Annotated in this window: 14 protein-coding genes; 9 read left to right on the forward strand and 5 right to left on the reverse strand. The window is 57.2% G+C overall.

Features of this window, described 5'->3' with window-relative positions; all coding sequences use genetic code 11:
• Window position 1: 1 nt before the first annotated feature.
• Window positions 2-598 (reverse strand): shikimate kinase, encoded by a 597-nt coding sequence (locus RQI55_RS17515; RefSeq protein WP_042616864.1) that lies wholly within the window; start codon window positions 596-598, stop codon window positions 2-4.
• 172 nt (window positions 599-770) lie between these two features.
• On the opposite strand from RQI55_RS17515, the gene RQI55_RS17520 reads away from it, so the two are divergent.
• From RQI55_RS17520 to RQI55_RS17545, 6 genes are all read left to right on the forward strand, one after another.
• A complete protein-coding gene (locus RQI55_RS17520; protein WP_042617019.1) occupies window positions 771-923 on the forward strand; it encodes a hypothetical protein in 153 nt (50 codons plus the stop codon).
• Window positions 924-940: 17 nt separating this feature from the next.
• Window positions 941-1,894: a site-specific tyrosine recombinase XerD gene (xerD, locus tag RQI55_RS17525; protein ID WP_311273037.1), complete on the forward strand. Its 954-nt coding sequence runs from the start codon at window positions 941-943 to the stop codon at window positions 1,892-1,894.
• Window positions 1,895-1,957: 63 nt separating this feature from the next.
• On the forward strand, window positions 1,958-2,911 hold the full coding sequence (locus tag RQI55_RS17530; RefSeq protein WP_042616862.1) for an acetyl-CoA carboxylase carboxyltransferase subunit alpha: 954 nt from the start codon (window positions 1,958-1,960) through the stop codon (window positions 2,909-2,911).
• A 237-nt stretch (window positions 2,912-3,148) separates the two neighbouring features.
• Window positions 3,149-4,603, forward strand: coding sequence for a CHASE3 domain-containing protein (locus RQI55_RS17535; protein ID WP_311273101.1), 1,455 nt, complete (start codon window positions 3,149-3,151; stop codon window positions 4,601-4,603).
• Window positions 4,600-5,037 (forward strand): response regulator, encoded by a 438-nt coding sequence (locus RQI55_RS17540; RefSeq protein ID WP_042616860.1) that lies wholly within the window; start codon window positions 4,600-4,602, stop codon window positions 5,035-5,037. The genes RQI55_RS17535 and RQI55_RS17540 overlap by 4 nt, the downstream gene beginning before the upstream one ends.
• A gap of 7 nt (window positions 5,038-5,044) precedes the next feature.
• Window positions 5,045-6,085 carry a histidine kinase dimerization/phosphoacceptor domain -containing protein gene (locus tag RQI55_RS17545; protein ID WP_311273038.1) on the forward strand — a complete coding sequence of 347 codons (1,041 nt, stop codon included), beginning with the start codon at window positions 5,045-5,047 and terminating at the stop codon, window positions 6,083-6,085.
• Window positions 6,086-6,098: 13 nt separating this feature from the next.
• On the opposite strand, the gene RQI55_RS17550 is transcribed toward RQI55_RS17545, so the two are convergent.
• Entirely contained in the window at window positions 6,099-6,821 is a 723-nt protein-coding gene (locus RQI55_RS17550) for a L,D-transpeptidase (RefSeq protein ID WP_311273039.1), read from the reverse strand.
• Between the two features lie 23 nt (window positions 6,822-6,844).
• A complete protein-coding gene (locus tag RQI55_RS17555) occupies window positions 6,845-7,840 on the reverse strand; it encodes a murein L,D-transpeptidase family protein (protein WP_311273040.1) in 996 nt (331 codons plus the stop codon).
• Window positions 7,841-8,058: 218 nt separating this feature from the next.
• Here RQI55_RS17555 and RQI55_RS17560 point away from each other — a divergent pair, with 218 nt between their 5' ends.
• The 3 genes from RQI55_RS17560 (at window position 8,059) to RQI55_RS17570 (ending at window position 11,014) form a co-directional block, all read left to right on the forward strand.
• Window positions 8,059-8,616, forward strand: coding sequence for a DNA-3-methyladenine glycosylase (locus tag RQI55_RS17560; protein ID WP_311273041.1), 558 nt, complete (start codon window positions 8,059-8,061; stop codon window positions 8,614-8,616).
• A gap of 162 nt (window positions 8,617-8,778) precedes the next feature.
• Window positions 8,779-10,134 carry an aspartate aminotransferase family protein gene (locus tag RQI55_RS17565; RefSeq protein WP_311273042.1) on the forward strand — a complete coding sequence of 452 codons (1,356 nt, stop codon included), beginning with the start codon at window positions 8,779-8,781 and terminating at the stop codon, window positions 10,132-10,134.
• 139 nt (window positions 10,135-10,273) lie between these two features.
• Window positions 10,274-11,014, forward strand: a complete 741-nt coding sequence (locus tag RQI55_RS17570) for an SDR family NAD(P)-dependent oxidoreductase (protein WP_192066131.1) — start codon at window positions 10,274-10,276, stop codon at window positions 11,012-11,014.
• A gap of 53 nt (window positions 11,015-11,067) precedes the next feature.
• Here the strand turns inward: RQI55_RS17570 and RQI55_RS17575 are convergent, their stop codons facing one another.
• Window positions 11,068-11,391 (reverse strand): hypothetical protein, encoded by a 324-nt coding sequence (locus RQI55_RS17575; RefSeq protein ID WP_192066130.1) that lies wholly within the window; start codon window positions 11,389-11,391, stop codon window positions 11,068-11,070.
• 225 nt (window positions 11,392-11,616) lie between these two features.
• Window positions 11,617-12,555 (reverse strand): LysR family transcriptional regulator, encoded by a 939-nt coding sequence (locus tag RQI55_RS17580; protein WP_311273043.1) that lies wholly within the window; start codon window positions 12,553-12,555, stop codon window positions 11,617-11,619.
• Between the last annotated feature and the right edge of the window lie 91 nt (window positions 12,556-12,646).

The following is a 12,646-nucleotide window of genomic DNA, read 5'->3' on the forward strand; positions in this document are numbered from 1 at the left end:
ATCAGGCTTTCTGCTCTGCACCGACGATTGCTTCCAGCACTTCATGCACGATGATTTCCTTGCGGACATCGCGTGACTCGATCGTTATGTCGGCTTCTTCATAAATCGGGTAGCGGCGCTCCATCAGAGCCTGCAATGTGGCTTTCGGGTTTTCTGTCTTCAGCAAAGGCCGGTGTTCGCGTTTGTTGACCCGCTCCCACAAGACATCGAGGTCGGCTTTCAGCCACATGGATATGCTGCCGCGCTTGATCTGCTTGCGCGTGCCTTCATTAACGAAAGCCCCGCCACCGGTCGAAACAACCTTAGGCCCGCCGCGCAACAGCCGCTTGATGACCCGCTTTTCGAGCGCCCGGAACTCATCTTCGCCGTAGGCGGCAAACAGTTCGGAAATCGTCATGCGCGATACGCGCTCGATTTCAACATCGGTGTCGATGAAAGGTATCCTGAGCTGTTGGGCGACCAGCCTGCCAATGGCGGACTTGCCCGCGCCCATCAAGCCCACGAAAACAAGGTTCCGCTTTCCAAGCGCAGCCCGCGCTTTTTCACCGATCGATTTCTCACCTGTAGCAGGGTGAAAACTTGTGTTGGGTTCGCTCATGAATGATGGTCCGTTTGGGATCGGTATCTGCAAATGTTTACCAAGCGTCAAGCCTAATTGCGCCTTATAGAACGAGAATCGCCTCTAAGACCCATGGCAAATGCGGGGTGCGGACCTTGCCTTTGCCGCAACTGCGCCTGATATGAAGTGCCAAGACCTGACCGGAGTATGCATGCCAACCCTTTTTCGCTTCATCTTCGTTCTGGTCGCCATAGCTGGCATCATCTATGGCAGCATGCTGTCGCTTGTCATGCTGGTGGAGCCGCGGGAGCGGGAAATTACGGTCAGAATTCCATCCGAGCGGCTGAACCCGCCCACCCCATGAGGACGAAGGCTGTTTCCATGAAGGCTCAGGACAATGCGCGGCTGGAAAGTTTTCTGGAAATGATGAGCGCAGAACGGGGATCGGCCGCCAACACGCTGACATCCTATGAGCGCGATCTGAACGACCTTGCAGACTTTCTGACAGACCGCAAAGTGGCTTTCAGCGAGGCGGCTTCATCCGATCTATCGGCCTATCTCACTCATCTTTCGGCACAGGGCTTTGCCGCCTCCTCGCAGGCGAGGCGTCTGTCTTCCATGCGGCAGTTTTACAAGTTTCTCTATTCGGAGGGTCTGCGTGGCGATGACCCGACGGGCATACTGGATGCGCCGCGCAAGGGCCGCTCCCTGCCAAAAACCATGAGCGTTGCCAATGTTACCGCGCTTTTAGCCCAAGCCTCCCAAGAAGCAGAAACGGAAGGTCCTGGCCAGCTTGCGCGCATTCGCATGCACTTGCTGCTCGAGCTTCTCTATGCGACCGGCATGCGGGTAAGCGAACTGGTTTCCCTTCCGGCCAAGGTTTTGCGCCATGAAGGCCGCTTTCTGATGATCCGGGGAAAGGGCAACAAGGACCGGATGGTGCTGTTGTCGCGCGCGGCCATGGCGGCGATGGACAAATACGAACAGGCAAGAAATGCCCTGGCACCCCAAAAGGAGGGCCAGCCTGAAAGCACGTGGCTGTTTCCATCCAACGGCAAGGAGGGGCATCTGCCACGGCAGGTATTTGCCCGCGACCTCAAAGATATCGCCATTCGCGCTGGCCTGACACCATCCACCATATCGCCGCACGTGATACGGCACGCTTTTGCCAGCCACCTGCTGCAGAACGGTGCTGACCTGCGCGCCGTGCAGGAACTGCTTGGCCATTCGGACATTTCCACGACACAAATCTATACACATGTGCTGGAAGAACGGCTGCAAGAACTGGTACAAACGCACCACCCTCTTGCCAAACAGGCCAAAAACCTTGAATAGAGCGTCCAAAACCGCCGGAATAATCCGGTACAACCTTGCGCAAAACGATCGGAATCGGATCTCATGCACAGCTACCTCGACTTCGAAAAACCTATCTCGGACCTCGAAGGCAAAATTCTCGAGTTGAAAAAACTCGCTGCCGAAGACGAGAGCATAGATACGTCGGAGGAGATTTCCCGTCTTGAATCGCGCGTTCAGGACGCGATGCAGGATATCTACTCCAAACTGAACGCCTGGCAGAAGACGCAGGTTGCGCGTCATCCCCAGCGGCCCCATTTCGTTGACTATGCCAAGGCGCTGTTCACCGATTTTACCCCCTTGGCTGGCGACCGCAAATTTGCCGAGGATGCCGCGATCCAGGCAGGTCTCGGCCGTTTCAACGGACAGGCAGTCGCCATCATTGGCCAGGAAAAGGGCAGCGACACCAAATCGCGCCTGAAACACAATTTCGGCAGCCCGCGTCCCGAAGGATACCGCAAAGCGATCCGCGTGCTTGAGCTGGCCGACCGTTTCGGTCTTCCCGTCGTGACGCTGATCGACACTGCAGGTGCCTATCCAGGCGTTGGTGCCGAAGAGCGCGGACAGGCGGAAGCCATCGCGCGTTCAACGGAAATGTGCCTCAACGCGAAGGTTCCGATCATCTCCGTGGTCATCGGTGAAGGCGGCTCCGGCGGAGCCATCGCTATTGCCACCGGCAACCGCGTCTACATGCTGGAACATGCGATCTATTCGGTGATTTCACCCGAAGGTGCGGCCTCCATTCTGTGGCGCGACTCCACCCGCGCCAAGGAAGCGGCCACCAACATGCGCATCACCTCAGAGGATCTGCGGTCGCTGGGCGTGATTGATGGCATCATTCCAGAACCCATGGGCGGCGCCCACCGTGACCCGGCCAAGGTTATCGCAGCCACCGGCAAGACCATCGACGCGGCACTGCGCGATCTGGTTCCGCTGGCAGGCACGCAGTTGCGCGCTGAACGCCGCCAGAAGTTTCTCGATATCGGCCGCAGCCTCTAAACCATTGTTGCCGACAAAAATTGAACCCATCCGCCGCAACGGGTGGGTTTTTTGTGTTTAAACCACAGGTATCACGCCCGAATGCCATGCGGCATGTTCGATAAAAGTGAACAACTTAACCATTGCTGTAGCAATGCCTTGCATAAGCAACCGCCGCTGGACTATTTACGCGATATCTAAAAAAATACGGGGCTTGCGGTGGCTAAATTATCTGCGTTCATTCAACGAACGCTTATCATGCTTGGGGTGGGCGTTGTCCTGCTCGTGGGGATGGTTGCGACATCGCTCTGGCTGGTCCAGGCAAACAACAAATATTCCCAGGAAACCGCAGAGCTGCGGCGGCTGCGCGCTTCCATTCTCGACGTCCTGACCACCGTACAGGATGCGGAAACCGGACAACGTGGCTTCCTTCTGACGAGTGACGAGCGCTATCTCGTGCCCTATCAGGACGCATTGGCGACGCTGGCCAACAAGCGTGCCCTGCTCGTTGAACGCGTGGGCGACCGCCCGGAATACAAGCCCGAACTTGGCGCTTTGCAATCCAACCTCGACGCCAAGCTGGCCGAAATCGGTCGCGGCATCGAGCTGGTCAGAAATGATCGGATGCCCGAGGCCATCGAGCTTGTGCGCAGCGATACCGGCCTTGCCTATATGCGCGCCATCCGCGATACGCTCAACCATTTCCAGCAGATGACGGATGACCGCCTTCGCGTCATCGTGGCCGACCAACTATCGGCGGCAGAGAACCTTCGCTGGGTAACGATCGGCGGGGCGATTGCCATTCTGGGTGTGCTTGGCGGTGCGCTGGGACTGATCGTGAAATACATCCGCGAGCTGATGCGCTCTCGCGAAGAGGTGGATGAACTGAACCGCGGACTGGAAGAGCGCGTGGATGAGCGAACCCGCGACCTCATTCGTGCAAACCAGGAAATCCAGCGTTTCGCCTATATCGTGACCCATGATCTGCGCGCACCTTTGGTCAACATCATGGGCTTTCTTTCGGAATTCGACGCATCGCTGAAGCCGGTTCAGGCATTTGTTCTTGCGGATGGAAAGCCGCTATCCGAGCGGGATGTGCAGGACGCAAGGCTTGCTGTGCAGGAAGACCTGCCCGAAGCCATGGGCTTCATCCGCTCTTCCACGCGCAAGATGGACCAGTTGATCAACGCCATTCTTAAAATTTCCCGCGATGGACGCCGCAAGCTTCAGGCTGAGAAGGTTGACCTCAAGGAAATCCTGACATCGGCCGCCGCAAGCGTGCAGCATCAGGTGACCGCCGTGGACGGCACCATCGATGTAGACGTGCAGAATTTTACGGTTATCAGCGACCGCATTTCACTCGATCAGATCCTCGGCAACCTCTTCGATAACGCCGTCAAATACCAGATGCCCGGACGCCCGCTTGAGCTGAGCGCCCGCATTCTGCCGCAAGGCCGGGGTATTGTGCGCGTTGATGTGAGCGACAATGGGCGCGGTATTGCCGACGACGATTACGAGCGCATCTTCGAGCTCTTCCGCCGCGCCGGAGAGCAGGATCAGCAGGGTGAAGGCATCGGCCTTGCCCATGTGCGCTCGCTCATCAGAAATTTAGGCGGAGACATTACGGTCGTGTCCGAGCTTGGCAAGGGCAGCACGTTCCACCTGACATTGCCGACAGACCTTAGAAAAATCACGCGAGGAAGCGACATATGAAAGCAACAGGCCAGGAAGTGACAATTGTCATGGTCGAAGACGATGAAGGCCATGCACGCCTCATCGAAAAGAATGTGCGGCGCGCAGGCGTCCACAACGAGATTGTTCCGTTCACGCTCGGCCACAAGGCGCTGGATTTCATTCTGGGTCCGGAGCGCGACGGGTTGGTCAGCAAGGACCGCTATCTTCTCATTCTGCTCGACCTGAACCTGCCGGACATGTCCGGCATCAAGATCCTTGAACAGATCAAGAGCAATGAATACACAAAGCGCCTCCCGGTTGTGGTATTGACGACTACGGACGACGAGACCGAGATTCAGAAATGCTATGATCTTGGCGCCAATGTCTATATCACCAAGCCGGTGGACTATGAGGGCTTCGCGACCGCCATCAGAAATCTCGGCCTATTCTTTTCCGTAATCCAGGTCCCGTGAAAGCCCAATGACCCTGCGAATCCTCTATGTCGATGACGACCCAACGCTCGCAAAGCTCGCGCAGCGGGTTCTCGGTCGTCATGACATAACTGTGGTTCACGCAGCTTCGGTCGGCACCGGATTGGAAGAGTTCGAGGCCGGGTCATTCGATGCCGTTGTTCTGGATCATTATTTCCAGAACGGCACGGGGCTGCAGTTTCTCGCCGCCATCGGTGAGGCATCACGCCGGATTCCCATCCTCTATGTGACCGGTGCCAGCGAAGCACAGGTCGCTATCGATGCCTTGAAGGCCGGGGCCGCCGATTACGTCATCAAGAATGTGGCGGATGATTTCTTTCCGCTTCTGCTCAATTCCATTCAGCAGGCGCTGGAAAATTTCCAGTTGCGCCGCGAAAAGGAAGATGCCGAACGGCAATTGGTTCAGGCGAAGGAACGCGCCGAACTGATGGCCAAGGAGATGAACCACCGCATCGCCAACAGCCTCTCACTCGTATCTGCGATGATCCGCATGCAGCTGAATGCTGTCGCAACGGAGGAAGCGCGCACCGCGCTTCTGGAGACACAAAGCCGTATCTCAGCCATCGCCGGCGTTCACCGCAGCCTCTACACTGCCGATAATGTCGGGGAGGTCGAACTCAATGCGTATCTCTCCTCCATCATCAATGACCTGGCCAGATCTTCTCGCGATAGTGAAAAGATCCGCATTTCGACGCGGATGGATACCGTTACGGCAACGCCCGATCAGGCCGTTGCCTTGGGCGTAATCGTGACCGAGCTGACCACCAATGCATTGAAATACGCCTATCCCGGCGGCGAGGGTGAAATACGCATCCACCTGACACGCGATAACGGCACGATCAGCATGGTAGTGGAAGATGATGGCGTTGGCATCAATGGCGAGAACCCGCCCAAAGGCACGGGTCTTGGCACGCGTCTGATTGGCGCGATGACGCAAAGCCTGCGGGCAAACCTCACCCAGTCTGCCACTGCCTCATCGAACGGCGCTTCCATTTGCGTTCAGTGGGAAGAAGACAGCTCCACCCACTGAACATAATGGGGACTTACATCGTGTCCAACATCGGCGCCATGGCGACGGATTGCGCGGCGGGCGCACCCGACATGACCACGATGGGCGTTCCATCCGGCACACGATTATAGAGATCGATAATATCCTGGTTCATCAGGCGCACGCAGCCCGATGAGACCGATTTGCCGATGGTCCACCATTCCGGGGAGCCGTGCAGACGATAGATCGTATCCACTCCATCCTTGAAAATGTAGAGCGCGCGCGCACCTAGCGGGTTGTTGAGCCCCGGTGCCATGCCGCCATTGGCAGCGCTGTAGGGTGCCAGTTCCGGCTGGCGGCCAATCATTTCATCCGGCGGCGTCCAGCGCGGCCATTGACGCTTGTACTGGATCACGCCTCTTCCGGCCCATTCAAATCCGGCGCGGCCCAGGCCCACGCCGTAACGCATGGCCTGTCCACCCTCATAGGTGAGGTAAAGGAAGTGATTGGCCGTATCGACAACAATCGTGCCGGGGCGTTCGCCGGTCGGGTTGGCGACCATCTGGCGATAGAAGCGGCGGTCGATTTTCTCGTAAGGGATCGCTGGCAGAGGAAACTGCTCGTCAGGCTTGGCACCGTAGATCTCGGCATAGAACGGGTCGGCCACAGGCTGCACGTTGCTTTCGACCTCGCGCGGCGTGGTGGTGCATCCGGCAAGCGCAGTCAAAGCCAGACCTCCCGTGCCGAAGAGGAAAGACCTGCGGGTCGTGTCTTGCATCGTCAATTTCTGTCCTTAAGGTTTTATCTTGCACCCGCAAAAGGGTCCGCAAGCGCCGCTTCTGGGCGGCTGATGGGGTATTTCGTACCGGAAACTTTTTCCGCCATGCTTTTCGGGCCGCTGTTTTTCAAAAGCGCCCGGAAGCTAGGGTGCATGCCGCCATCCACATAGGCGCTGACAGCGCTCGGCTTGACCTCATTCAGCGCCAGCGCAAGCTTCTGCTGCTCGGCACTGAGCTTTGCGGCAATTGCCGGGTCCGGCTGTGTTGCCATGGGCGGGCAGCTGGCGAGAGGATCGGTCGGTTCGCCACCGGCAAACTCGGCGTTGAACATATAGCGCCGACCGCAGACCGATACTTTTGGCTGACGTCTTGTCAGTTCGAACGTGTCGTATCCTTCTTTCATCGTCTTCCAGAACGGGAAGTTCGGGTCGTCCTTGTAGGCCGCCATATTGCGGGCCGTCATGCGGAAAGGAAAAGCCTGCACCTGAAACTGGCTTTGTCCGCCCTTCAGCGCCCGGTCGACAATCGCGTAGATTTCACCCACCTGCTGATCCGTCATCGCGTAGCAGCCCGACGACGAACAGGCGCCATGCACCATCAGCGCTTCACCGGTGTAACCCAGCGCGGATTCCAGCCTGTTGGGATAGCCCAGATTGAATGAGACAAAATATTGCGAGTTCGGGTTCAGCATTCCCGCCGAGACGTGGTAAAAACCTTCAGGCGCCTGACGGTCGCCGCTCTTGGTCTTGGGACCGAGCTTTCCAGACCAACGGCACATGGGATAGGTCTTGAACAAAGCGTAGCTGCCGGTCTTGTCGACCTTCCAGACTTCCAGTTCACTTTCCTGCTTGAAGATGCGCACCAGAACCGGGCTTTCAGGCTTCATGCCCTTTGCAGACATGGAAGCCGCAACCCTGGAGGAGAGTTTCGGCGCAGCCTTCTCGGCGCTATCGAGACCCATGGATGTGCAGGCAGCCAGCGCCGCGCACAGGCCGGCAACAGCCGCGCCGCGTGCCATCGTTCTTGCAATAGCTTGTAAATTCGAAGGTATGTACCTCGAAAACATCGATTCAGTCATTAAAACGCCTTGCCCGCCTCAGTAAGCGATACCTTACATAGAGAAGTTGGCCGCATCGCGGCAACTGACCCAGAGGACAAAGAGTCGTGAATTTGCGTTACAGCTTCGTTAATCATGACTACACAACAAAGTGAGGCCGTGACCATGGGGTGCGCCCGATGATCCCTCTTTCGCAATCCTTCTACGCAAGAGACGCTGTGCTGGTGGCGCAAGCGCTCATCGGCTGCACATTCCATGTTCATTCGACTGCTGGCATCATTGTCGAAACGGAAGCCTATCGGACGGATGATCCGGCGTCTCACAGCTTCAATGGACCGACGCCGCGCACCCGCACCATGTTTGGCCCGGCTGGGCATCTCTATGTCTATCGCTGCTACGGGCTGCATTGGTGCGCCAACATTGTCTGCACGCCGGGGTCAGCCGTTCTGATCCGCGCACTGGAACCAACCGATGGTCTCGATATCATGGCCGTTCGCCGCAACATGAGCGATCCGGCCAGACTTTGCTCGGGGCCGGGAAAGCTCACGCAGGCGCTGGGGATTACGCAGGAGATGGATGGAGCGCCGCTGACCGGTGATGCAGTCTTCGTCAGCGCCGCCGCATCTCGAGCCGTCAGCGTGGCTGGCCCGCGCATTGGCATTTCCAAGGCCATCGACCACCCCTGGCGCTTCGGCATGGCCCAATCGCGCTTTCTTAGCCGGAAATTTCCGGCTTGAGGCTGAACATACGCATCTCTCGAAATCGCTGCATATTCGGCACAAAATTGCAGGTTAAGACCACAATGAAGATGGCAGCACCTGCCTGTGCATGCTTAAGTGACAAGGATACACCGGCCAGCCTCGGACCGGGTGCGAATGCAATTGGACGAAGGACGCAGCATGACCATCATACCGAACTCCATGGAAGGCCGCGATATTGCCTATCAGATGCACCCGAGCGTCAATCTGAGGAAATATGAGAAGACCGGCGGCCTCGTCATCGAATCCGGCGATGGCATCTATGTTTTCGATAATAACGGCAAGCGTTACATTGAAGGTCTTGCTGGCCTCTGGTCGGTTGCCGTGGGCTTTGGCGAACAGCGCCTTGTGGACGTGGCGAAGGCGCAGATGGAAAAGCTGCCCTACTATCACACCTTCGCCTACAAGACCCATGGACCCTCCATTGAGCTTGCGGAAATGCTGATCCAGATGGCGCCGGTACCGATGTCGAAAGTGCATTTCACATCATCGGGTTCGGAAGCCAACGATCTTGCCTGCAAAATGGTCTGGTACCGCGCCAACGCCCTTGGCAACAAGGACAAGAAAAAGATCATCGGCCGCGTCAAGGGCTATCACGGGGTAACGATTGCGTCTGCCTCCATCACCGGACTTCCCCGCAACCACGAAAGCTTTGACCTGCCACTCGACCGGATGTTCCACACATCCTGCCCGTCCTATGTGCATTTTGGCCATGACGGTGAAAGCGAGGCGGATTTTACCGCCCGCATGCTGAAGGATCTGGAAGACCTCATCCTCAAGGAAGGGCCGGAAACCGTTGCCGCCTTCTGGGGCGAGCCCGTAATGGGCGCTGGCGGCGTGCTTGTGCCGCCGGAGGGATACTGGGAGGGCGTGCAGGCAATCCTCAAGAAATACGACATTCTGCTGGTTGTCGATGAAGTCATCTGCGGCTTTGGCCGCACCGGAAACATGTTTGCATGCCAGACCTATGGCATTCAGCCCGACGTGATGATCCTCTCCAAACAGATTTCGTCGTCCTATATGCCGCTTTCGGCAATCGTGATGAATGACCATTTCTATCAGCCGATTGCCGATGAATCCGACCGGATCGGTATATTCGGTCACGGCTTCACGGCATCGGGCCATCCTGTTGCCACAGCCGTTGGCCTTGAGAACCTGAAGATCATTCAGGAGCGTGATCTGGTGGGCAATGCAGCGCGCCTTTCACCACAGTTCCTGTCGCGCCTTTCGGGGCTGGCAGAACATTCTCTTGCCCATTCTTCCCGTGGCGTGGGCCTGCTTGGCGCTCTGGAAATCAAACCTTTCGCAGACGGCAAGGTTGGCGATGCGGCAGTGACCGTGGCAGCAGCACTTGAGAAGGAAGGGGTGATTTGCCGCGCCGTGGGTGACGCACTGTGCTTCTGCCCGCCACTGATCATCACCGCCGAGCAGATCGACGAGATGTTTGACGCAGTTCAACGCGCTCTGGATGCTGTCGCTGCTGCTCGTGCATCATAAGGCTTGGTCAGAATGAGAGAGGCGGTGGTCGCAGGACTGCCGCTTCTTTTGCATGTCAGGTGACTGCGGCTTCACGCTTCGACTTGAATTCGGCACGCTGCACCTTACCTTCTAGTCAGCATCAATGGAGCGTGTCCGAATGAGTGAAGAACGTCGCTACATGTTGTTGACAGGGGCAAGTCGCGGCATTGGCCACGCCACCGTCAAGTTTTTCCAATCGAAAGGCTGGCGCATATTGACGGTCTCGCGGCAGGCCTTTTCGGAGGAATGCGCTTGGCCATCTGCTCGCGAAAGCCACATTCAAGCCGATCTTTCCGATCTGTCGCAGGTTGAACGTCTGGCTGAAACCGTGCGTGAGCGCCTTCCGCATGGAAGGCTGCATGCACTGGTCAACAATGCGGGCATTTCTCCCAAAGGACCGGAAAAGAGCAGGCTTGGCGTGATGGGCACGGATGCGGATGTATGGACGCAGGTGCTGAACGTCAATGTGATTTCCACAGCGCTGATTGCACGGGCATTGATGCCCGAGCTCGAAGCCGCCAAGGGTTCCATCGTCAACGTAACCTCGATTGCCGGCACGCGCGTCCACCCCTTTGCAGGCGTAGCCTATGCCGCCTCTAAAGCGGCATTGGGATCGCTGACACGCGAAATGGCCCATGAGTTTGGTCGGCGGGGGGTGCGAGCCAATGCGATTGCGCCGGGCGAAATCGCGACATCTATCCTCTCGCCCGGAACAGACGATCTGGTGGCTGCCGAAGTGCCAATGCTGCGACTGGGCGATCCAAGAGAGGTGGCTGAAACCATCTACTTCCTCTGCACCGATGCCTCGTCATACATCAATGGTGCGGAAATCCATATCAATGGCGGGCAACACGTTTAAGGGCTGAACGCCAGCACCGCCCTGACGCTGGCGGTCGAATGTTCTGCTGCAAGTTAGGACAGTCCAAGTCTGGATGCAGCGGCATTCGCCTCATCCATCGATGCATCAAGCGTTGCCTTCAAGATGCGAAGTTCTGCTTTGAGCCGTGGGCTTAAATCGTGTTTTTGCCAGTCGACAAGTTTCTGCTGCCATTCCGCGACTTCAACGATTAACTCACGCGCCTTGTCGTCTGTTTCAGGGTTCACGGTCCGGGCTGCGCGCTCCGCATTTTCCGAAAGCTCCACTAGCTCGACGGTGCTGACAATCCATGTCGGAAGAGCAAGGCGCAATGTGGCAATTTCAGAGACGACGGATGTGTCCGCGCTGTAGTTGGTCATAAAATGTCTCGATCTGTCATGAGGGTTGCCAACAATTGGCAGATGCTGCGTGGCTAGGCGCTTTTCACGGGTGGTTCCCGGGTCGCGTATGGTGGCGATCCTTCTCAGAAGCACAACACGACTTGGTCTCATTTGTTCCGCAGGCGCACAAAGACTGTGGGCCACCCTCATGAGGAAGCCCACTCCAAAAGCACGATCAAAGCGTTTTGACGATGGTTGCGCGGGCTAACAGAGGCTCGTCGCAACCGCTGGCAGACGCCACTCCTGCTCAAACCGTTTACGGCCGAAATAGCTGACCAGACTGTCGATGAACAGCCGTGTACGGGCAGGCATATGGGTCTTGGACGGAAAGGCGAGGTTCATAGTGAGCCGTGGAAGTTCCCAATCGGTCAAAACGGGTACAAGCCGTCCGGCCTTGATGTCATCGGAAAGAATGTAGGCAGGCTGAACCACGATGCCGAGACCATCGAGCGCTGCGCGCCGCAGGATCTGGCCATCATTGCAGACCAATTCTCCCGATACCGGTACTCTCCGCGTTTCGCCGTCGCGGGTCAGGCGCAGAGACTCCCAATCAGCAGACAAGTTGTAAAGCAGAAGGCTGTGCTTTGCGAGATCCTCAGGCTTTTCCGGCACGCCCCGTCTTTCGATATAGTCGGGAGATGCTGCCATCAGGCGTGAGGTTTCCGCAAGCTTTCGGATCGTGATGCTGCTGTCACTTTCCACCGAGCGGGTTCTTACCGCCAAGTCCAGCCCATTTTCGATGATATCGCAATAGCGATTGGATATCTGCAGATCGATGTGGATGCCGGGATAGGATTGTTTGAATTCGGCGATGACGGGCAGCATGTGCAATTGGGCGAAAGACAGGGAACAGCCCAGCTTCAACGTGCCCTTGGGTTCTGCCGCATCCTGACAGATCTGTGTTTCGGCCTCGTTCAATCGGCCCAGGATTTCCCGGGCACGAATGGCGAATTGTTCGCCCTCGGGGGTGAGTGTCAGCTGCCGTGTCGTTCGATGAACAAGGCGCACGGACAAGCGCTCTTCAAGGCTGGTCAGGTGCCGGCTGACACCCGACACCGATAATCCAAGACAGTCTGCTGCGCGCGTGAGGCTGGCTTCCTCTGCCACCCGCGTAAAAATTTCAAGCTCCGCCAGTCGGTCCATTGAGGCCTCCAGTATCGGGCATTATTGCCGGTTGTTCCGCTCTTGTTGCGCTGTTGCGTATTGCGCAATTCTGTTTTTCCAAATACGTGAT

Source organism: Rhizobium sp. WCS2018Hpa-16, from assembly GCF_031843705.1.
Taxonomy (GTDB): Bacteria; Pseudomonadota; Alphaproteobacteria; order Rhizobiales; family Rhizobiaceae; genus Agrobacterium; species Agrobacterium tumefaciens_C.